The sequence below is a fragment of the Inquilinus sp. YAF38 genome (assembly GCF_052113205.1).
Classification (GTDB): Bacteria; Pseudomonadota; Alphaproteobacteria; order DSM-16000; family Inquilinaceae; genus Inquilinus.
This window is the reverse complement of record NZ_JBFRCU010000058.1, coordinates 20,072-40,870: the sequence shown is the minus strand read 5'-3', so window position 1 is coordinate 40,870 and position 20,799 is coordinate 20,072. Positions and strand designations below refer to the sequence as shown.

Here is a 20,799-nt window from a genome sequence, read left to right as displayed (position 1 = left end):
GGGGGTCAGCCGTTCTGCAGTGCCGGCATCGGCATGAGCAGGTTCATCAGCGCCCGGAACGGCGCCAGGAACAACAGGGCGCAGGCCAGCTTCACCGCCAGGTCGCCGGTCATCAGGGTCAGCAGCGGCAGGCCGGTGCCGGCGAAGGCGATGGTGAAGAAGAGGGCGGTGTCGACCACCGAGCCGAGGGCCGAGCCGATGAAGGGCGCGCGCCACCAGGCGGCGCGGCGCAGCCGGTCGAAGATGTGGATGTCGAGCAGTTGGCCGACCAGGAAGGCGGTGCCGGAGGCGACAGCAATGCGCCAATCCGCCAGCCACAGCGACAGCAGGATCGCGAGCGCGAAGCCGACATAGGCGACCTGGCGGGCGCGGTGCGGACCGAAGAAGCGGTTGGTCAGGTCGGTGACCAGGAAGGTGACCGGATAGGTGAAAGCACCCCAGGTCAGCCAGTCGTTGATCGGGAACTGGACCAGGTAGTTCGAGGCCACCACGACGGTGATCATCGCGATCAGCGCCAGGCCCATGCCGCGGGTTTCGGTACGCAAGGCGGTTCTTCCAACAAAAAGCGCCCGCGGCGCAGCCCTCGGCGCCCGGGTCCGGGGGGCTTTTAGCGCAACTCGGGCGGCTTGGCCACCCCTACGCCAGGCGTGGCCGCAGGATCCGCCCCAACACCGACAGCACCAGGCCGACCGCCAGGAAGACGCCGAAGATGAGGCAGAACAGGCCGGGCAGGAACCAGCGGCCGGCGAATCCGTCGATCGCCGCGTCGGTGGGATCGGCCGGGTCGTAGGCGACCGGCAGGTGCTGCCCCCGCATGAAGGAGCTGCTGCGGACCGCGCTGCGGAACTGCGCCGTCGCCCCGTGCTCTGTCGTGTATTCGACGACCGGGCCGTTGTTGAAATCGACGATGACGCCCTCGGCTTTGGCCTGCCGGCTGCCGTCCATCTCGCGCCAGGCCAGCACGCCGGCGGCGATCAGCCCCAAGAGGCCGAGGCCGAAGAAGACCAGTCCGAGAATGGGCAACGCCCTGACGCCGGTGACTCGTGCCATCGCCGCCTCCCCCCGTTTCGCTCGGGATCGGGCATAAGCCGGTATTGTGGCAATCTCCGGGACGGTCACGGCTGGACCAGCAGGAACACGACCGCGCCGGCGCCGAGCAGCAGGAAGGGGCTGACCCGGGTGAACAGCAGGGCCAGGCAGGAGATGCCGGCCATGGCCCAGGCCAGCACCCCGCCCTCGGCCGCCTGCAGCAGGGTGAAGGAGGCGGCCAGCACCATGCCGGCGGCGACCGGCGCCAGCCCGGTCTCGACCGCGCGCTGCCACGGCGCGCCGCTGTATCGCGCCCACAGCCGCGCCAGGCCGTAGACCAGCAGCGAGGACGGGACGAAGATCGCTGCCGTCGCCACCAGCGCCCCGGCCCAGCCCGCGGCCTGCCAGCCGACCAGCGTCACCAGCAGCGATCCCGGCCCCGGCGTCATCCGCGACAGGCCGAACAGGTCGAGGAAGCGGGCGTCGGTCATCCAGCCATAGACGCCGACCGACTGGCGGTGGATGTCGGCGACGATGCTCTGGCCGCCGCCGACGCTGAGGAAGGACAGCGGCACGAAGACGATCAGCAGCCGCAGCAGCACGTTGTCCATCGGCTCAGTCCTTCCGCGGCCGCCAGGCGGCATAGCCGACGCTGAGCGGCGCCAGCACCGCCATCACCGGCAGCAGCGGCAGGTGCAGCACGCCGATCGCCACGAAGGTGGCGACGATGATCGCGACCGGCACGGCGGAGCGGGCCGCCCGGCGCGCGGCGCGGACACCCATCTGCAGCGACAGCCCGACCGCCGCCGCGGCCGCCCCGGCCAAGGCCAGGTGGACCGAGCGGACCTGCGCCACCTCGGCGAAGGCCGCGGCGGCGGCGATGGCGACCAGCATCGCCGGGATCACCATGCCGAGCACGCCCGCCAGCGCCCCCGGCCCGCCGCGCAGGCGGAAGCCGATCCAGAGCGAGAGGTTGACGACGTTGACCCCGGGGAAGGCCTGGGCCAAGGCGAGGCCGTTGAGGAAGTCGACCTCGGAAACCCAGCGCCGGTTCTGCACGAACTCCCGCAGCATCCAGCCGCTGAGGCCGCCGCCGAAGCTGGTCAGCCCGATCTTGGCGAAGGCCAGGAAGATCTGCCCCAGGCCCGGCGGCCCGGCTGGTGCCGCCATCTCGGCTGCGGTCTCAGCCATGCCGGTCCCCGATTCTCCGCGATCCCTCCACTCAAGCGCAGGCGCGGCGCGGCAACAAGGGACGCGACAACAGGTCCGATCTATCAGCTGATCTCACCGCATCGACGGCCGTTGACGCGGAACGGCTCGCGACCGATGTTGATACAGATGTCTCTACATGGCTGGTGTGAGGGTTCTGATGCGGGTGACCGTCAAGAAGTGGGGCAACAGCGCCGCCGTGCGGATCCCCGCCGCGATCATGGAGGTCGCCCAGATCTCGATCGACCAGGCGGTGGATGTCCGGCTGGAAAGCGGCCGCATCGTCATCGAGCCGATCCTGGATGATGGCGTTGCCGGCGACGACCTCGACACCCTGCTGGCCGGCGTCACCGACGAGAACCGGCACGACCCGGTCGATTTCGGGCCGGCCGTCGGCAAGGAAGTCTGGTAGATGGCGAAGGCGCCGGCCTATGTCCCCGACCGCGGCGACATCATCTGGATCGATTTCGACCCCCAGGCGGGGCACGAGCAGGCCGGGCACCGCCCAGCCCTGGTCCTCTCCCCAGCCGCCTACAACGTCAAGATCGGTCTGCTGGTCGCCTGCCCGATGACGACCAAGCTGAAGGGCTACCCCTTTGAGGTGCCGGTCGCCGGCGGCGTTCCCAGCGCGGTGCTGGCCGACCAGGTGAAGTCGCTCGACTGGCGGGCGCGCGGCGCGGTGTTCAAGGGTCGAGCCTCCGCCAACGAGGTCACCGAAGTCCGCAAGAAGCTACGCGCGCTGGTTTAGCACCACGTCAGAACTCCTCGACGCTGAGCACGCCGGGCACGGATTTCAGCGCCGCCTTGGCCCGGCCGCCGACGGCGTAGGCACCGGGCAGCTCGATCTCGACCTCTTCGGTCGGCGACAGCAGCAGCTGCAGGTTGACCTTGCAGCGCCCCTGGCCTTCGCGGTCGAGCAGGCCGTGCAGCGGCTGGATCGCGTGCACCCCGTCGACATAGACGACGAAGCGGGCGGCGCTGCGGGCCAGGGCCTGGTCGATCGGCTCGACCGACATCGCGGTCAGCCGCAGCTCCTCACCGCGGCTCTGGATCTCCACCGCCATGGCCAGGGCGGCGCCGACCTCGAGCAGTTGCCGGGCCGTGGCCAGGCTCTCGGCGAAGAAGGTGACCTCGAACACGCCGCTGGCATCGGAGAAAGTGCCGAAGCACATGCGGTTGCCGGTCTTGGTCGTCATCTCGCGCTTGGCCATCAGGATGCCGGCGAGGCGCAGCTGGGTGTGCCCCATCCGCATCTTCTGGCCGATCTCGGCCGAGCGCACCGAGCCGAGGCGCTTGGTGTTGTAGGTGTCGAGCGGATGGGCCGAGAGGTAGAAGCCGACCGCGTCGAACTCCTGCCGCAGCCGCTCCATCGAATCCCAGTCCGGGATGGTCGGCAACGGTGGCGCGCTCAAGCCCCCGCCGGCCGGGCCGCCGAACAGGCCGATCTGGCCGCTCTCGCGCTCCGCCGCCATGGTGTGGGCGTAGCGCAGCAGCGTCTCGAAGGAGGCGACGACCCGGGCGCGGTTGCGCTCGATCGAATCGAAGGCGCCGGCGCGGGCCAGATTCTCCAGCTGGCGTTTGTTCATGAGCTTGAGATCGAGCCGCCGGGCCAGGTCGAACAGGTCTTTAAAGGGCCCGCCTTTCTCCCGCTCCTGCACCAGGCTGCGCATCGCCTCCGGCCCCACGCCCTTGATCGCGCCGAGGGCGTAGCGGATCGCCTTGCTGCCGTCCGGCAGCGTCTCGACCGCGAACACCGCCTCCGACTTGTTGATGTCGGGGATCAGGAGCTTGATCTTCAGGCGCGTCAGCTCCTGCCGGAAGACGTTCAGCTTGTCGGTGTTGCCGAGGTCGAGCGTCATCGACGCGGCCAGGAACTCGACCGGATGGTTGGCCTTCAGATAGGCGGTCTGGTAGGCGACGATGGCGTAGGCGGCGGCGTGCGATTTGTTGAAGCCGTAGCCGGCGAACTTCTCGACCTGGTCGAAGATGGTGGAGGCTTGGCCGGCCGGCACGCCGCGGGCCACCGCGCCCTCGACGAAGGTGGCCTTCTGGGCGTCCATCTCCGCCTTGATCTTCTTGCCCATGGCGCGGCGCAGCAGGTCGGCACCGCCGAGCGAATAGCCCGCCAGGGTCTGCGCCACCTGCATCACCTGCTCCTGGTAGACCATGATGCCATAGGTCTCTTCCAGGATCGGCTGCAGCGACGGGTGCAGGTAGTCCGGCGCCTTGGTGCCGTTCTTGACCTCGATGAAGGTCGGGATGTTGTCCATCGGGCCGGGGCGATACAGCGCCACCAGCGCGATGATGTCGCCGATCCGGTTCGGCTTCATCCGGCGCAGCACGTCGCGCATGCCCGAGCTTTCCAGCTGAAACACGCCGGTCGCCTCCGCCCGGCCGAGCATGGCGTAGGTCGGGCCGTCGTCGAGCGGGATATGCGCCAGGTCGATCTCGACGCCGCTGGCCTTGATCAGGTTCTCGGCCACGCGCAGCACGGTCAGCGTCTTGAGGCCGAGGAAGTCGAACTTCACCAGCCCGGCCTGCTCGACATACTTCATGTTGAACTGGGTGGCCGGGATCGGCGAGCGCGGATCTCGGTACAGCGCCACCAGCTCGTGCAGCGGCCGGTCGCCGATGACCACGCCGGCGGCGTGGGTCGAGGCGTGGCGGTACAGCCCCTCCAGCTTCATCGCCAGGTCGATCAGGTGGCGCACCGCCGGGTCGTTGTCGCGCTCCTGCTGCAGCGCCGGCTCGCCGTCGATCGCCTGGACCAGCGTGACCGGGTTGGCCGGGTTGTTCGGCACCAGCTTGCAGATGCGGTCGACCTGGCCGTAGGGCATCTGCAGCACGCGGCCGACGTCGCGTAGCACGGCGCGGGCCTGCAGCTTTCCGAAGGTGATGATCTGCGCGACCCGGTCATGGCCGTATTTGTCGCGGACATAGGTGATCACCTCGTCGCGCCGGTCCTGGCAGAAGTCGATGTCGAAATCCGGCATCGATACGCGCTCGGGGTTCAGGAACCGCTCGAACAGCAGGCCGAAGCGCAGCGGGTCGAGGTCGGTGATGGTCAGCACCCAGGCGACGACCGAGCCGGCGCCGGAGCCGCGGCCCGGCCCGACCGGGATGTCGTGCGCCTTGGACCATTTGATGAAGTCCGCGACGATCAGGAAGTAGCCCGGGAACCCCATCTTCTCGATGACGTCGAGCTCGTAGTCGAGCCGGGCGGTGTATTTCTCCCGCACCGTCTTGCGCTCCTCCGCCGTCATCTCCGGCGTGTAGACATGCGCCTCCAGCCGGGCCGTGAGCCCGTCATGCGCCTGGGCGCGCAGTTCCTCCACCTCGGTCCGGCCGGCCTCGCTCGGGAAGGTCGGCAGGATCGGGTCCCGCTTCTTCGGCATCACCGCGCAGCGCCGGGCGATCACCATCGTGTTGTCGACCGCCTCCGGCAGGTCGGCAAAGAGCTGGCGCATCTCTTCGGCCGAGCGGAAGCGGTGGTCGCGCGTCACCCGCCGGCGGTCTGCCTCGACCACATAGGTGCCGTCGGCGATGCACAGCAGCGCGTCATGCGCCTCGTACATGTCCTCGCCGGCGAAGAAGCAGTCATTGGTGGCGACGAGCGGCACGTCCTCGGCATAGGCGAGGTCGATCAGGCCGGCCTCGATCCGGTCCTCCTCCTCCATGCCGTGGCGCATCAGCTCGACATAGAGCCGGCCGGGGAACAGGGTCTTCAGATAGCGCAGGGTGGCCAGCGCCCGCTCCGGATGCTCAGCCAGCAGCAGGCGGCCGACCGGGCCTTTCGGCCCGCCGGTCAGGGCGATGACACCCTCGGTGTGGCCCGCCAGATCCTCCAGCGCCAGTTGCGGCGCCAGCCCCTGCTCGGTCTCCAGATAGGCGCGGCTGGTCAGCGCCATCAGGTTCTCGTAGCCGGCCTCGTTCTGCGCCAGCAGCACCAGGCAGTCGGGCTCGGCGATGGCCGGGCCGCCGACGCGGGCGCCCGATTCCGTCTCCGTCCGGGTGATGCTGAGGATGGTGCCGATGATCGGCTGGATGCCGTAGTCCTTGGCGGCGAAGGCGAACTCCAGCGCGCCGAAGAGGTTGCCGGTGTCGGTGACCGCCACGGCCGGCATCTGCAGCTTCTTGCAGATGCCGACCAGCTCCTTGATCTTGATCGCCCCTTCCGAGAGGGAATAGGCGCTGTGCACGCGCAGATGGACAAAATCGGCGTGTGGCATGCGGCGGCTCTCCGCGGCGACGGAACGGGGGCCCGGAGGAATCGGGCGACGGGTTATTGATAGGCCATCTCGAACAACGGCCGAACCAAAAACGGTCATGCCCGGGCTTGACCCGGGCATCCAGACACTGTCGAGATCTTCTGGATTGCCGGGTCAAGCCCGGCAATGACAATAAATAGATCGCCTCACTTGACGTGTATATTCTCAGCCAGACCTCTAGCTCAACCATCGCGCCATGTGCTGCATGGCCTCGTGCTGCGCCAACATCCGCCCGTCCTCTGCTGCCTGCTCTCCGCGGGCAATGCCTTCGAGCTGCGCCATCAGGGCCGATTCCCGGTTCGAATCCAGCTCGGCAAGCAGATCCGCAGCCTTGCGCCCAAGAAACGTCGTTGGTCCGGTTCGCATGCCGCGATTTTAAGGGATCGCCTCGCCTCACGGCAAGGCGCTCACTCGTATCGCAGAGCCTCGACCGGGTCGAGACGGGCGGCGCGCCAGGCGGGGTAGATCGAGGCCAGCAGCGACAGGGCCAGCGCCATGCCGCAGACCAGCATGACCTCGGCGGCGTCGATCTCGGTCGGGATCCGGGTCAGGGAATACTGCTTCGGGTCGAAGATCGGCGTGCCGGTGAGTTGCTGCAGCCACTGCCGCAGCGTCTCCAGGCTGTCGGCCAGGGCGATGCCGAGGCCGAGCCCGGCCAGGGTGCCGATGACGCCGATGGTGGCGCCGGCCAGGAAGAAGATGCGCAGGATCGACCCGCGCGAGGCGCCCATGGTGCGCAGGATGGCGATGTCGGCGCCCTTCTCCTTCACCAGCATGATCAGGCTAGAGATGATGTTGAACGCGGCCACCAGCACGATCAGCGACAGGATGACGAAGAGCACGTTGCGCTGCCCGGCGACGATGTCGAGATAGCCGGACAGCGCCTGCTTCCAGTCGAAGAAGCGCACGCCGGGGCCGGCGGCCTGCTGCAGGGCCGCAGCGATTTCGCCGATCCGGTCCGGATCGCGGACATAGAGGTCGAGCCGGGACACGCCCTTGAGGCCGAGGAGGGACTGCGCCGCCGGCAGCGGCAGCACGGCGACGCCGCTGTCGAACTGGTAGAGCCCGGCGTCGAAGATCGCGACCACGGTGAAGGCTCGCGCGGTCGGTCCCGCGGATTGCTCTCTCTGCCCCGCGGCGCCCGGCGCCAGCAGGGTGAGCTTGCCGCCAAGGCCGAGGCCGAGCTTCTCGGCCAGGCCGCGGCCGATCGCCACCGCGTCGCCGCCGGCGAAGGCGCCGGGCGCCTGCAGTTGCAGGTTCTGGGCGATCAGCGGCCGGGCCAGGAAATCCTCCGGGCTCTCGCCGCGGATCTGCACCCCGGCCGAGGCCTTGCCGGCGCTGGCCAGCGCCTGGCCCTCGACCACCGGCACCACCCGAGTGACGCCTTCGACCCCGCGCAGCCGCCCCGCCATCGGCTCATAGTCGGCGATGGCCGCCCCGCCCAGGGGAGCGACGCTGACATGGGCGTTGAGGCCGAGAAACCGGGCCAGCAGCTCGGTCTGGAAGCCGTTCATCACCGAGGTGACGGTGATCAGCGTGGCGACGCCGATGATGATGCCGAGCAGCGAGAATCCGGCGATCAGCGAGACGAAGCCCTGGCCGCGGCGGGCCCGCAGGTAGCGGAAGGCGACGGTGCGTTCGAAGGCGTTGAACATGGGATAGCTCTTACACGCGCCGGTACAGCAAGGCACGTCCTGATGGAATCAGCTGCAGTATGATGTCGAAGTCGGCGATGTTCGCCGTCAACACGGCCAAGCCAAGCTTCTGCGCCTGCAGGAATAGGGTACAGTCGTGCAGGGCGCGCATCTTGTGGTCGGCGGCATAGCCCTGAAGACGGCACAGCGTCCCGGACAGCAGCGCTGCCCGCCCCAGGACATCCGGGTCCGGCGCGAAGACCCGATGACGTGGCATCGTCTTGATCACCAAGCGGATCTGGGCGATTGCCGCCGGCGTCCGCGCATCGGCCGGATTCAACGCACCAACGGCATGCATGAGCTCCTGGATCGCGACCGTCGAATGGTTGGCCTGGCGATGCCCCAGTAACTGTCTCACCTCTGCCGGTACCCGCCCCTGCATCCGGTCGATATAGACACTGGTGTCGAACAGAAGCCCCGATCCACCGGCCGGACCGCCGCGGACGAACGGAAGACGATCGTCGGGCCGCCGCGCGAGCGTCCGCTGCGGATCGAAACGAGCCCATCGCAGCGCGGCGTCGAAGTGGAAATCGGCCACTCAGTAGCCGAGCTTCATGTCCGGATCCACCGTGCCCTCGATCTCGTCGAAGACGCGCAGGAAGTCGTCCTCAAGGGCAATGCTGGCCAGGGCGAACTCGATGAGCTCGGTGTCGGCCTCGATGCCGGTCAGCCGTTTGGCTTCCGCGACCAGCTTCGGGCTGATCCGGACGCCGATGCGGCTGTTCTTGTCCCGCAGCAGGCCCGACCGTTCGGCCGCCGCCATCACGGATTCGAACCGGGCCCGGCTGATTTCGAGCTGCTGGTTGCGCGGCTTCTTCGCGGTGGCGGGCATCGGTCAGATCCCTTCGTTCAACAGAATGAAATTCTGTTGAACATACGCGCCTGCACCATCGGCGGCAAGTTGGGCCGCTTTACTGCCCCACCAGCACGCCGTCACGCATTTCCACCACCCGGTCCATGCGCGCGGCCAGATCCAGGTTGTGGGTGGCGATCAGGGCGCCGACGCCGGTCGAGCGCACCACCTCGACCAGCATCTCGAACACGGCGTCGGAGGTGGTGTGGTCGAGATTGCCGGTCGGCTCATCGGCGATCAGCACCTTCGGCGCGTTGGCCAGCGCCCGGGCGATGGCGACGCGCTGCTGCTCACCGCCCGACAGCTGGGCCGGGCGATGCTCCAGCCTTCCGGCCAGGCCGACCCGGGCCAGGAGCTCCCGCCCCCGCTGGCGCGCTTCCGAGCGCGAGCGGCCGGCGATCATCTGCGGCAGCACCACATTCTCGATGGCGCTGAACTCCGGCAGCAGGTGGTGGAACTGGTAGACGAAGCCGATGGCCGAGCGGCGCAGCGCCGTGCGCGGGCCGTCGCCGAGCCCGTCGCAGCGCTGGCCGGCAATGGTGATGGTGCCGCCATCCGGCTGCTCCAAGAGGCCGGCGATGTGCAGCAGGGTCGACTTGCCGGCGCCGCTGGGGCCGACCAGGGCGACGATCTCGCCCCCGGCCAGCGACAGCTCGGCGCCACGCAGCACGTCGAGCCGGGTCTCGCCCTGGTGGAAGCTGCGGCGGATCTCGTCCAGGCGCAGCACCTCGGGGGCTTTGGTCATGGCGGCGTCACTCATAGCGCAGGGCCTCCACCGGATCGAGCCGGGCGGCCCGCCAGGCCGGGAAGATCGAGGCCAGGAAGGTCAGGCCGATGGCCAGCAGGCAGACCGCGACCACCTGGCCAGAGTCGACCAGAGCCGGCAGCGAGGCCAGGAAGCTGAACTCGGCGGCAAAGGTGTCGGGGCCGAGCACGCTCTGCAGCCACAGGCGGATGGCGTCGATATTGGCGGCAAGGCCGAGGCCGAGCGCCAGCCCGGCCAGGGTGCCGACCGTGCCGATGGTGGCGCCGGCCAGGAAGAAGATGCGCAGGATGGCGCCGCGCGAGGCCCCCATGGTGCGCAGGATGGCGATGTCGCCGCCCTTGTCCTTCACCAGCATCACCAGGCTGGAGACGATGTTGAAGGCCGCCACCAGGATGATCAGGGTCAGGATGACGAACATCGCGCTGCGCTCGACCTGCAGCGCCGTGAAGATGGTGGCGTTGGCGTCGCGCCAATCCGACACCTTGAGGTCGGGCCCGGCCAGTTCGGCCACTCGCGCCCGCACGGCGTCGAGCCGCTCCGGGTCGGTGGTGAAGATGTCGAGGCCGCCAACCTGATCCTTCATCTGGAACAGCTGCTGCGCCGCCTCCAGCGGCATGTAGACGGTCGCGGCATCGGGCTCCTGCAGCCCGGTCGAGAAGATCGCCGCCACAGTGTAGGTCTTGGCCCGCGGCACCAAGCCGAAGGCGGTACGGTTGAAATGCGGCGTGACCAGCGTCAGCTCGTCGCCCAGCCGGACGCCGAACTGGCCGGCCAGGCCGCTGCCGATGGCGATACCGTCGGTGCCGGAGAAATCCTCCGCCCGGTCGATCAGGATCGACCGGGCGATCGCCGGGCGGCCGAGGAAATCCGCCGGCTCGACGCCCTCGACCGCCACCGGCGCGCCCTGAAAGGTGGTGAAGTCGGAATCCCGGCTGACCAGCGCCTGGTCCTCGATCACCGGCGACACCCGCACCACGCCCGGCACCTGCCGCAGCCTGTCGGCCAGCGGGCCGTAATCCGGAACGCCCGCCCCGGCCGCGGCGCTGACCTTGAGATGAGCGTCGAGGCCGAGCACGCGGTCCACCAGTTGGGCGCGGAAGCCGTTCATCACCGACATCACGATGATCAGCGTCGCCACCCCCAGCAGGATGCCGGCGAAGGAGAAGCCGGCGATGACGGAGATGAAGCCTTCCTTCCTGCGGGCCCGCAGGTAGCGGAAGGCGACGGTCCGTTCGAAGGCGTTGAACATGGGCGGAGGGTCAGGTTGCCGAGCCGAGGAGGACAACGTCCCCCTGGCTGTCATGCCCGGGCTTGACCCGGGCATCCAGAGGGCGTCGACATCCTCTGGATTGCCGGGTCAAGCCCGGCAATGACAATTTGGTGTTGGTCATTGAGACCGATCCCTCCGGGCCAGCCAAGCCGACTCAGCCCTTGATCCGCGCCACCACCGCGTCGAGCGGCAGCTCGATCTTCTCGCCGGTGGCCCGGCGCTTGATCTCGGCCACGCCGCTGGCGGCGCCGCGCGGCCCGATCACCACCTGCCAGGGCAGGCCGATCAGGTCCATCTCGGCGAACTTCGCCCCCGCCCGCTCGTCACGGTCGTCATAGAGCGGATCGAGGCCGGCGGCCTGGAAGCGCTGGTACAGGTCCTGGGCCGCAGCGTCGCAGGCGGCGTCGCCCGGCTTCAGGTTGATCAGCCCGACATCGAACGGCGCCACGGCATCCGGCCAGATGATGCCGGCCTCGTCATGGCTGGCCTCGATGATGGCGCCGGCCAAGCGCGACACGCCAATGCCGTAGCTGCCCATCTCGACCGGCCGCGGCGTGCCGTCGGGCCCGGCCACGGTCGCGCCCATCGGCGCCGAGTACTTGGTGCCGAAATAGAAGATGTGCCCGACCTCGATGCCGCGCCGGGTCTGCAGCTCGGCCGCCGGGACCGGACAGTTGGCCGCGTCGTGCATCTCGTCCGCCGCGGCGTAGAGGCCAGTGACGCGGTCGACGAAGGCGGCGAGGTCGTCCTCGGGGCCGAGCTGGCGGGCCTCGGTGTCCAGCTCCAGCAGCCGGGGGTCGACATAGACCTGGCTTTCGCCGGTCTCGGCCAGGATCTGGAACTCATGGCTCAGATCGCCGCCGATCGGGCCGGTGTCGGCCTTCACTGGCACTGCCTTCAACCCCAGCCGGGCGAAGGTGCTGAGATAGCAGACGAAGAACTTGTTGTACGACCGCCGCGCCGACTCGTAGTCGATGTCGAAGCTGTAGGCGTCCTTCATCAGGAATTCGCGGCCGCGCATCACGCCGAAGCGGGGGCGCACCTCGTCCCGGAACTTCCACTGGATGTGGTACAGCAGCTGCGGCAGCTGCTTGTAGCTCTTCACCGACGAGCGGAAGATGTCGGTGACCATCTCCTCATTGGTCGGCCCGTACAGCATGTCACGGTCGCTGCGGTCGCGGATGCGCAGCATCTCCTTGCCGTAATCGTCGTAGCGGCCGCTCTCGCGCCACAGGTCGGCCGGCTGGATCGTCGGCATCAGGATCTCCTGGCAGCCGAACCGGTCCTGCTCCTCGCGCACCACCTGCTCGATCTTCTTCAGCACCCGGAAGCCCAGCGGCAGCCACGAATAGATACCGGCCGCCTGCTGTCGGATCATGCCGGCGCGCAGCATCAGCCGATGCGACACGATCTGCGCCTCGCTGGGATTCTCCTTCAGGGTGGGCAGGAAGAACTGGGACAGGCGCATCGAGCGGGCTTCCGTCTGGAACCGTTGAGAACACAGGGGCGCGACTTTAGGGAAGGACCGGCACCCTGTCCATGCGGGGTTCCGCGGCAGGGGTTCACCCCGGCGCCGCTGCCGACGCGGCATTGCCTACTGCATGATCAATCGCCCACGAAATAGCCTGCGACCTCACCGCCTATGTGGGCATTAAAGCACTCGCCGGCCGCGTGTGGGGCATCCATCAGGCGGCAGGGATTCCAGGATTTTGTTTGTGTGCAAATGCGCTCTGATCTGGCTGCATGGGGGGCATGCGAATCTGCGTGACAGCGGTGTTTTTCCTCGCTAAGGTCCGCCTCGCCTGAACAAAATCAACAACAAGGGCAGGCTCGAGTTTAGGGAGGAAACTGTCGGGAGTGCCGGCAGGACTAAAGTCCGCCGGACACAATTAAAAAGACAGATTTTCGATCGGCAGGCGCTTCGGCCCTGCCGTTTTTTTGTGCATGTATACAATGAGTGCAGAGGGCGGAGACGACGACATCACGCCCCTCGCCGCCATGGCGGGTCCAGCGTCAGGATCGTGTCATAGACCGGGCAGCCGGGGTGATGCGTGCCCTGCAGATAGCCCAGGCTCATCAGGAACTCGTTGACGATCTCGCCGCCGGTGAAGCGGAAGGTCTTCTTGAACAGCTTCACCCACTCCGCCTTGGACAGCGGATGATGGGCGTCGAGCCAGGCGGCGAAGCTGCCATGGCTCTCGCGGATCGCCTGCAGCCGCCTGGCGTTGTCGATCGCGGCGTCGACCTTCAGCCGGTTGCGGATCACCCCGGGATCGGCCAGCAGCCGGGCGCGGTCGGCGTCGCCGAAGGCGGCCACCTTATCGATGTCGAAGCCGGCATAGGCCCGGCGGAAGGTCTCGCGCTTCTTCAGCATCAGGTCCCAGGACAGCCCGGCCTGGTTGATCTCGAGGATCAGCCGCTCGAACAGCACCGCGTCGTCGCGGGCCGGAAAGCCGTATTCGGTGTCGTGATAGGCCTTGTGCAGCGGGTCGCGCTCGGCGACGGCACAGTAGCCCTTCAGCGGCGCGGGGTCGATCACTGCTGCGCCTTCGTCCATGAGTCCGCCCAGTCCCGGAAGGAGAACACGTTCTCGGTGATGAGGATGTCGATCACCACCCATAGCACGACGGTGATGGCGGTGGTGATCAGCACCTTGCGCCACATCCGCGGATTGGCCGGCGCCCCGACCTGATGGCCCGGCTGCGCGTCGTCGACTTCGGGCCGCACGCCCCAGGGCAGGACCATGAAGATCACGGTCCACCAGATGATGGTGAAGACGACGATGCCGCTGACCAGGCCCATGTGGTCCCTCCCGGAGTGTTCCGCCCTGCTTACCCGGCCGGCACGCGGCGAGATATGGGTCTTTTCGTCCTGGCCGGTCTGCGCCCGCGGCTCAGACCGGAGCACCGAGGCAAAGGGTCGTCATTGCGAGCGCAGCGCGAGCCGCCCCTGGATTGCTTCGTCGGCTTCGCCTCCTCGCAATGACGGCTCCTTTAGAGGAAAAGCCGATTGGAGCCTCACACCTGCTCGATCTCGGTCAGGGTGCCGGCGAGGTCGGCCGGATGCAGGAACAGCACCGGCTTGCCATGGGCGCCGATCTTCGGCTCGCCGTCGCCCAGCACGCGCAGGCCGGCGGCGACCAGACGGTCCCGCGCGGCCCGGATGTCCTCGACCTCGTAGCAGAGGTGGTGGATGCCGCCCTTCGGGTTGCGCTCAAGGAACTTGGCGATCGGCGAGGCCTCGCCCAGCGGGTGCAGCAGCTCGATCTTGGTGTTGGGCAGGGTGACGAAGACGGTGGTGACGCCGTGCTCCGGCAGCTCGACCGGCGCCGACACCGCCGCCCCCAGCGTCTCGCCATACAGCGCCACCGCGGCCGGCAGGTCCGGCACGGCGATGGCGACGTGGTTGAGGCGGCCGATCATGGTGCGCTCCCTCGGAAATGACAGGAAGGGGCCGGAGTCAACCCGGCCCGCCCCTCACAGCCGGACCAGATGCACCTCGGTCACCGGCTTCTTGCCGTGCCAACTGCGGATCGTGCGCCGGACCGTCACCCGCGCCGCCTCGGTGATCGCGGTGTCGTCATTGCGCTGGGCCCGCGGCAGGGATCCGATCGCCGAACGAACCTCGTCCGCCAACTCGGCCTCGCTGTCGGCCTGGTCCTCGGCGTCCTCGATGCCGAGCAGCGCCACCCTCGGGTCGGCGGCCAGCCGGCCGTCGCGGTCGAGCACCAGGGTCACCACCGCGGCGCCGTTGTGGATGATGCGCTGGCGGTCGCGGATCGCCTCGCCGCCGATCGGCACCAGATGGTGCCCATCCAGCGCCAGCCGGCCGTGCTCGACATTGTCGACGATCTCCAGCGGTCCCGGCGCCAGGCGGATCAGGGCACCGTTGCGCGGGATCAGGGTCTGCTTCACCTGCCCGGCCTCGGCCAGCGCCGCATGGGCGCGCATGTGCCGCTCCTCGCCATGCACCGGCACCACCGCCTGCGGCTTCAGCCATTGGTAGAGGGTGGTCAGCTCGTCCCGCGCCGGATGGCCGGAGCAGTGCACCATGGCGTCATCCGGCGTGATCAGGACGACGCCCTGCCCCACCAGCGCGTTCTGCACCCGGCCGATCGCCTTCTCGTTACCTGGGATCTCGCGGGCCGAGAACACTACCGTGTCGCCGGCCTCCAGCGTGATGTGCGGGTGGCTGTCGCCGGCGATGCGGGACAGGGCCGACCGCGCCTCGCCCTGGCTGCCGGTGCAGATCAGCACGATCTTGTCACGCGGGATGTAGCCGACCTGGTCCTCGCGCACGAAGGGCTCCGGCAGGTCGTTCATGTAGCCGGTGGCCTGCGCCGCCTCCATGATCTTCCACAGCGACCGGCCGACCAGGGCGCATTGCCGCCCGGCCTGCCGCGCCGCCAGCGCCACGCTGTGGATGCGCGCGACGTTGGAGGAGAAGCAGGTGACGACGACGCGGTTGCGCTGGGCCGCGATCACCTCGGCCAGCCCGATGCGCACCTCCTCCTCCGACCCGGAACGGCCGGGGTTGAGGGCGTTGGTGCTGTCGCCCATCACCGCGACCACGCCCTCGTCGCCGAGCTGGCGCAGCTTGGCCTCGTCGGTCACGTCGCCGATCTGCGGCGCCGGGTCCAGCTTCCAGTCGCCGGTGTGGATGACGTTGCCGTGCTTGGTGCGGATCACCAGGGCGTTCGGCTCCGGCACCGAATGGGTCATGGTGATGAAGCCGACGCCGAACGGGCCGATCTCGACATCGCCGCCCAGCGGCACCTCGATGATCGGCACCTGGTCGGCGAAGTCGGTTTCGCGCAGCTTGATCCGCAGCACCGCGGCAGTGAAGGGCGTGGCGTAGATCGGGCAGCGCAGGTCGGGCCACAGATGGCTGATGGCGCCGATATGGTCTTCATGCGCATGGGTGATGACCATCGCCAGCAGCTTGTCGCGCCGCCGCTCGATGAACACCGGATCGGGCACGATCAGGTCGACGCCGGGGATCGATTCATCGGCGAAGGTGACCCCGCAATCGACCATCAGCCAGTGGCCCGCATGACCGTAGAGATACAGGTTCATCCCGATCTCGCCGGCACCGCCGAGGGGCAGGAAGTAAAGGGCGTCGTCGGGGCCGTTGGCGCCGGCCGCGGGAGATGCATTCATGTGGTGGTGTTTCGCTCGTAGATGAGGCGCAGTCCGCGCAGGGTCAGTTCGCTGTCGATGTGATCGATCATATGGGTCGCCTGGGCGAAAACGCTACCGAGGCCGCCGGTGGTGATCACCGTCACCGGCGGCGTGCCGGTCGGCGACAGCTCGGCCTTGATGCGGGTGATCAGCCCTTCGATCATGCTGAGATAACCCCAGAACATGCCGGATTGCATGGCGCTGATGGTGCCGTAGCCGATCACCTGCTCCGGCCGCACGATCTCGACCTTGGGCAGCTGGGCCGCCACCTTGTGCAACGCGTCGAGCGCCAGCTGGGGTCCCGGGGCGATGATGCCGCCGATGAAGTCGCCATCGGCGTTGATCACGTCGAAGGTGGTGCCGGTGCCGATATCGACCACGATCAGCGGCTTGGCATAGGCGGCGCCGGCGGAGACGGCGTTGACCAGGCGGTCGGCGCCGGCCTCGCGCGGGTTGCGCAGCAGGTTCTTGATGCCGAGCTGAACGTCCGGATCTCCGACCCGCATCGGGTCGGTGCCGAAATGGTCGCGGCACAGCTTGGCCAGGTTGAAGGTGGCGGCCGGCACCACGCTGGACAGGATCGAGCGGGTGACGTCGACCGGGCGCAAGCCCCGCATCGCCATCAGCGAGACCAGCCAGACCGCGTATTCGTCGGAGGTGCGGCGGCTGTCGGTGGCGATCCGCCACTGGCCCTTCTGCTGCGCCCCGTCGAACACCGCGAAGACGATGTTGGTGTTGCCCGCATCGATGGCGAGAAGCATCTCAGCCCCTCCCGAAGAAGACGTCGCCTGCGGTGATGCTGTGCCGGCCGGTGTCGGTGCGCAAGATCAGAGCGCCGCTGGGGTCGATATGCTCGAACACGCCCTCCAGCGTCTCGGTCTCCAGCCGCACCTTGATGCGGGCGCCGAGGCCGACGGCGCGCTCCAGCCAGGCCGCCCGGGTGGCGTCGAAGCCCCCTCCCTGCCACTCCGCCAGGCGCCGGTCCAGCGCCGCGACCAGGCGTTCCAGCACCGCCTCGACGGTTGCGTCCCTGGCGCCCGCGGCATTCAAGCTGGTGGCGTTGTAGTCGGCCAACGCGGGGTGATGGGCGACGTTCACCCCGATGCCGGCGACGATCCAGTCGACGGTCTTGTCCGGGGCGACCGCGGCCTCCAGCAGGATGCCGCACATCTTGTCGCCGGCGATCTGCACGTCGTTCGGCCATTTCAGCTTCGGCTCGAGCCCGAAGCCGGCCACCGCGTCGGCCACGGCGATGCCGACCACGAAGGTCAGTTCCCCGGCCCGGCTGAACGGCACCTGCGGCCGCAGGATCGCCGAGCAGTAGAGGTTGCCTTCCGGCGCGGACCAGGCACGGCCGCGCCGGCCGCGGGCCGCGTCCTGCCGCCGGGCCGAGACGATGGTGCCATGCGGGGCGCCCGCCGCGGCGAGCGCCCGTGCCTCGTCATTGGTGCTGCCGACGCTGTCCCTTGCGTCGAGCCGCCAGCCTGGTGGCAGTGTGACTGGGAGCGGGAAGTCGGGCATCAGCCCCCGAACAGGCTGGCCGCGGCCGCCTGGGCTGCCCCGGTCAGCGGCGCCGGCAGCAGCCAGAACACGACGATGAACAGGGTCGAGATGGCGAGGATCGCCGGGATGGCCGCGCCTTCCGCCTTGTCGAAGGCGACCTTCGGCTCGTCGAAATACATCACCCTGATGATCTTCAGGTAGTAGACCGCCGACACCACGCTGGCCAGCACGCCGATCACCGCGAGCACGATGAAGCCCTGCTCGATCACCGCCTTGAACACGTAGAGCTTGGCGAAGAAGCCGGCCAGCGGCGGGATGCCGGCCATCGAGAACATCATCACCACCAGGGCGAAGGCCAGGCCGGGGCTGGACTTGCCGAGGCCGGCGAGGTCCTGGATGCCCTCGACCTGCTTGCCGTCGATCCGCATCGACAGGATCACGGCGAAGGCGCCGAGGCTCATCGGCACGTAGATCGCCATGTAGACGATCACGCCGGTGATGCCCTGCTGGGTGCCGGCGGCAAGGCCGAGCAGCGCGAAGCCGACATGGCCGATCGAGGAATAGGCCATCAGCCGCTTGATGTTGGTCTGCGCGATCGCGGCGAAGGAGCCGAGGATCATCGACAGGGCCGAGGCGACGACGATGATCTGCTGCCACTGGCTGGTGAGATGGCCGAAGGGCTCGACCAGCACGCGGACGAACAGCGCCATGGCCGCCACCTTCGGCGCCACCGCGAAGAAGGCGGTGACCGGCGTCGGCGCGCCTTCGTAGACGTCCGGCGTCCACATGTGGAACGGCACGGCCGAGACCTTGAAGGCCAAGGCGGCGCAGATGAAGACCAGGCCGATGATCACGCCCATCGAGCTGCCACCGACCACGACGCCCGAGGTGGCCTGGCCGGACAGGGCCTGGGCCAGCACGTCGAAGCTGGTGGTGCCGAGGAAGCCGTAGACCAGCGAGACACCGTACAGCAGCAGGCCCGACGACAGCGCGCCGAGCACGAAATACTTCAGCCCGGCTTCGCTCGACCGCTCCGAATCCCGGTTGAAGGCGGCGACGACGTAGAGCGAGAGGCTCTGCAGCTCGAGGCCGAGATAGAGCGAGATCAGGTTGTTGGCGCTGATCATCAGCAGCATGCCGACGGTTGCCAGCACGAACAGCACCGGAAACTCGAAGCGCGACATGCCCTCATGCTCGAGGTAGTCGAGCGACAGGATCAGGGTGAGCGCCGAACCGATCAGCACCAGGATCTTCATGAAGACGGCGAAATGGTCGGCCACGAACATGCCGTTGAAGGTCACCGTCCGGCCGCCGGGCCCCATCACCAGCAGGGCGCCGGCGATGATGAAGGACATCACCGCCAGCGAGGCGACGATCCGGGTCGACTTCTCGCCCAGGAAGACACCGATCAGCAGCAGCGCCATGCCGGCGCAGGCCAGGAAGATCTCCGGCAGGGCCGGCATCAGATCGGGAAAAGACACCATGGCGATCGGATCCCCGGCTCAGCGGACGGCCAACGCGACCGCGTCGGCGCGGCCGAGATCGGCGTGGTATTGGGTGATGAGATGGTCGACCGAGACCGACATCACGTTCAGGAAGCTGGACGGGTAGATGCCCATCCACAGCACCACCAGGGCCAGCGGCACGAAGAGCACGATCTCGCGCGGGCTCAGGTCGGTCATCTTCCGCACATCCTCGCGGGTGATCTCGCCGAAGATGACCTTGCGGTACAGCAGCAGCATATAGGTGGCGCCCAGCACCAGGCCGGTCGCGGTCAGGGTCGCGACCCAGGTGTTCACCTGGAACAGCCCGGTCAGGATCAGGAACTCGCCGACGAAGCCCGAAGTGGCCGGCAGGCCGACCGAGCCGAGCAGCATGATCATGAAGAACACGGCGTATTTCGGCATGTTGTTGGCCAGGCCGCCGTAGCGCGCGATCTCGCGGGTGTGCAGCCGGTCATAGACCACGCCGACGCAGAGGAACAGCGCCGACGAGACCACGCCGTGGCTGAGCATCTGGAAGATCGAGCCTTCCACGCCCTGCTGGGTCAGCGAGAACATGCCGGCGGTGACGAAGCCCATATGCGCGATCGAGGAATAGGCGATCATCTTCTTCATGTCCTCCTGCGCCAGGGCGACCAGGGAGGTGTAGATGACCGCGACGATCGACAGGCCGTAGACCAGCGGCGTCAGCAGCGCCGTCGCTTCCGGCAGCATCGGAATCGAGAAGCGCAGGAAGCCGTAGCCGCCCATCTTCAGCAGCACGCCGGCCAGGATCACCGAGCCCGCGGTGGGCGCTTCCACATGGGCGTCCGGCAGCCAGGTGTGGACCGGCCACATCGGCACCTTCACGGCGAAGGAGGCGAACATGGCCAGCCACAGCCAGACCTGCATGTCGTAGCCGAAATCGGTCGCCAGCAGGGTTGGGATGTCGGTGGTGCCGGCCTGGACATACATGGCCAGCAGCGCCACCAGCATCAGCACCGAGCCGAGCAGCGTGAACAGGAACAGCTTGAAGGCGGCGTAGATGCGGCGCGGGCCCGAGCCCCAGATGCCGATGATCACGAACATCGGGATCAGCACGCCCTCGAAGAAGACGTAGAACAGCACGTAGTCGAGCGCGCAGAACATGCCGATCATCATGGTCTCGAGGATCAGGAACGAGACCATGTACTCCTTCACCCGGCTGTGGATGCTCTCCCAGCTGGCGAGGATGCAGATCGGCATCAGGAAGGCCGAGAGGACGACGAACAGCACCGAGATGCCGTCGACGCCCATGTGATAGGCGATGTTGAGGTCCGGGAACCACGCCACCTTCTCTTCCATCTGGAAGCCGACCGCGGAGGGGTCGAAGCCGAGCCAGATGGCGACCGAGAGGGCGAAGGTGACGAGCGTGGTCCACAGCGCCACCCAGCGGGAGGTGGCGGCCACGGCGGCGTCGCTGCCCCGGGCCAGCAGCAGGATCAGCGCGGCCCCGACCAGCGGCAGGAAGGTGGCGAGCGAGAGGATCGGCCAATTACCCATGGGT

General features: G+C 68.1%; 22 protein-coding genes. 2 read left to right on the top strand and 20 right to left on the bottom strand.

All coding sequences use genetic code 11. From position 1 onward, the window contains the following. Positions 1-5: 5 nt before the first annotated feature. The 4 genes from AB4Z01_RS23290 to AB4Z01_RS23275 form a co-directional block, all read right to left on the bottom strand. On the bottom strand, positions 6-545 hold the full coding sequence (locus AB4Z01_RS23290) for a queuosine precursor transporter (protein ID WP_441698027.1): 540 nt from the start codon (positions 543-545) through the stop codon (positions 6-8). 91 nt (positions 546-636) lie between these two features. After that, the gene (locus tag AB4Z01_RS23285; RefSeq protein ID WP_441698025.1) at positions 637-1,050 is read right to left on the bottom strand and encodes a DUF3592 domain-containing protein; all 414 of its coding nucleotides are present in this window, start codon (positions 1,048-1,050) and stop codon (positions 637-639) included. Between the two features lie 65 nt (positions 1,051-1,115). Next, the gene (locus AB4Z01_RS23280; RefSeq protein ID WP_441698023.1) at positions 1,116-1,640 is read right to left on the bottom strand and encodes a chromate transporter; all 525 of its coding nucleotides are present in this window, start codon (positions 1,638-1,640) and stop codon (positions 1,116-1,118) included. Positions 1,641-1,644: 4 nt separating this feature from the next. Further along, a complete protein-coding gene (locus AB4Z01_RS23275; protein WP_441698021.1) occupies positions 1,645-2,220 on the bottom strand; it encodes a chromate transporter in 576 nt (191 codons plus the stop codon). A gap of 178 nt (positions 2,221-2,398) precedes the next feature. Here AB4Z01_RS23275 and AB4Z01_RS23270 point away from each other — a divergent pair, with 178 nt between their 5' ends. Together AB4Z01_RS23270 and mazF are read left to right on the top strand one after the other, a co-directional pair. Further along, entirely contained in the window at positions 2,399-2,650 is a 252-nt protein-coding gene (locus tag AB4Z01_RS23270) for an AbrB/MazE/SpoVT family DNA-binding domain-containing protein (RefSeq protein ID WP_441698019.1), read from the top strand. Further along, the gene (mazF, locus tag AB4Z01_RS23265) at positions 2,651-2,986 is read left to right on the top strand and encodes an endoribonuclease MazF (RefSeq protein ID WP_441698017.1); all 336 of its coding nucleotides are present in this window, start codon (positions 2,651-2,653) and stop codon (positions 2,984-2,986) included. 7 nt (positions 2,987-2,993) lie between these two features. Here mazF and dnaE read toward each other — a convergent pair whose 3' ends face one another. The 16 genes from dnaE to AB4Z01_RS23185 form a co-directional block, all read right to left on the bottom strand. Continuing rightward, entirely contained in the window at positions 2,994-6,467 is a 3,474-nt protein-coding gene (gene dnaE / locus AB4Z01_RS23260; RefSeq protein ID WP_441698016.1) for a DNA polymerase III subunit alpha, read from the bottom strand. 216 nt (positions 6,468-6,683) lie between these two features. Further along, complete coding sequence (locus AB4Z01_RS23255) at positions 6,684-6,872, bottom strand: hypothetical protein (RefSeq protein WP_441698015.1); 189 nt, start codon at positions 6,870-6,872, stop codon at positions 6,684-6,686. Between the two features lie 41 nt (positions 6,873-6,913). Next, positions 6,914-8,161, bottom strand: a complete 1,248-nt coding sequence (locus AB4Z01_RS23250; RefSeq protein WP_441698013.1) for a lipoprotein-releasing ABC transporter permease subunit — start codon at positions 8,159-8,161, stop codon at positions 6,914-6,916. Positions 8,162-8,171: 10 nt separating this feature from the next. Further along, positions 8,172-8,738: a type II toxin-antitoxin system VapC family toxin gene (locus AB4Z01_RS23245; protein WP_441698012.1), complete on the bottom strand. Its 567-nt coding sequence runs from the start codon at positions 8,736-8,738 to the stop codon at positions 8,172-8,174. Next, positions 8,739-9,032: a hypothetical protein gene (locus tag AB4Z01_RS23240; RefSeq protein ID WP_441698011.1), complete on the bottom strand. Its 294-nt coding sequence runs from the start codon at positions 9,030-9,032 to the stop codon at positions 8,739-8,741. It abuts the gene before it with no gap. A gap of 79 nt (positions 9,033-9,111) precedes the next feature. Continuing rightward, positions 9,112-9,798, bottom strand: coding sequence for an ABC transporter ATP-binding protein (locus AB4Z01_RS23235; protein WP_441698010.1), 687 nt, complete (start codon positions 9,796-9,798; stop codon positions 9,112-9,114). A 7-nt stretch (positions 9,799-9,805) separates the two neighbouring features. Then, the gene (locus AB4Z01_RS23230) at positions 9,806-11,068 is read right to left on the bottom strand and encodes a lipoprotein-releasing ABC transporter permease subunit (protein WP_441698008.1); all 1,263 of its coding nucleotides are present in this window, start codon (positions 11,066-11,068) and stop codon (positions 9,806-9,808) included. A 175-nt stretch (positions 11,069-11,243) separates the two neighbouring features. After that, positions 11,244-12,557, bottom strand: a complete 1,314-nt coding sequence (gene proS / locus AB4Z01_RS23225; RefSeq protein WP_441698006.1) for a proline--tRNA ligase — start codon at positions 12,555-12,557, stop codon at positions 11,244-11,246. A 513-nt stretch (positions 12,558-13,070) separates the two neighbouring features. Beyond that, complete coding sequence (locus AB4Z01_RS23220) at positions 13,071-13,646, bottom strand: DNA-3-methyladenine glycosylase I (RefSeq protein ID WP_441698004.1); 576 nt, start codon at positions 13,644-13,646, stop codon at positions 13,071-13,073. Beyond that, the gene (locus tag AB4Z01_RS23215) at positions 13,625-13,891 is read right to left on the bottom strand and encodes a DUF1467 family protein (protein ID WP_441698002.1); all 267 of its coding nucleotides are present in this window, start codon (positions 13,889-13,891) and stop codon (positions 13,625-13,627) included. Before AB4Z01_RS23215 ends, AB4Z01_RS23220 begins: the two co-directional genes overlap by 22 nt. A 215-nt stretch (positions 13,892-14,106) precedes the next feature. After that, the gene (gene mce, locus AB4Z01_RS23210; protein ID WP_441698000.1) at positions 14,107-14,511 is read right to left on the bottom strand and encodes a methylmalonyl-CoA epimerase; all 405 of its coding nucleotides are present in this window, start codon (positions 14,509-14,511) and stop codon (positions 14,107-14,109) included. A gap of 54 nt (positions 14,512-14,565) precedes the next feature. After that, positions 14,566-16,248 carry a ribonuclease J gene (locus tag AB4Z01_RS23205; RefSeq protein WP_441697998.1) on the bottom strand — a complete coding sequence of 561 codons (1,683 nt, stop codon included), beginning with the start codon at positions 16,246-16,248 and terminating at the stop codon, positions 14,566-14,568. Continuing rightward, positions 16,245-17,030, bottom strand: a complete 786-nt coding sequence (locus AB4Z01_RS23200) for a type III pantothenate kinase (RefSeq protein WP_441697996.1) — start codon at positions 17,028-17,030, stop codon at positions 16,245-16,247. Before AB4Z01_RS23200 ends, AB4Z01_RS23205 begins: the two co-directional genes overlap by 4 nt. A gap of 1 nt (position 17,031) precedes the next feature. Next, the gene (locus AB4Z01_RS23195; RefSeq protein ID WP_441697994.1) at positions 17,032-17,790 is read right to left on the bottom strand and encodes a biotin--[acetyl-CoA-carboxylase] ligase; all 759 of its coding nucleotides are present in this window, start codon (positions 17,788-17,790) and stop codon (positions 17,032-17,034) included. Continuing rightward, positions 17,790-19,253, bottom strand: coding sequence for an NADH-quinone oxidoreductase subunit NuoN (gene nuoN, locus AB4Z01_RS23190; protein WP_441698043.1), 1,464 nt, complete (start codon positions 19,251-19,253; stop codon positions 17,790-17,792). The genes AB4Z01_RS23195 and nuoN overlap by 1 nt, the downstream gene beginning before the upstream one ends. Positions 19,254-19,274: 21 nt before the next feature. Then, positions 19,275-20,795, bottom strand: coding sequence for an NADH-quinone oxidoreductase subunit M (locus AB4Z01_RS23185; protein ID WP_441697992.1), 1,521 nt, complete (start codon positions 20,793-20,795; stop codon positions 19,275-19,277). Between the last annotated feature and the right edge of the window lie 4 nt (positions 20,796-20,799).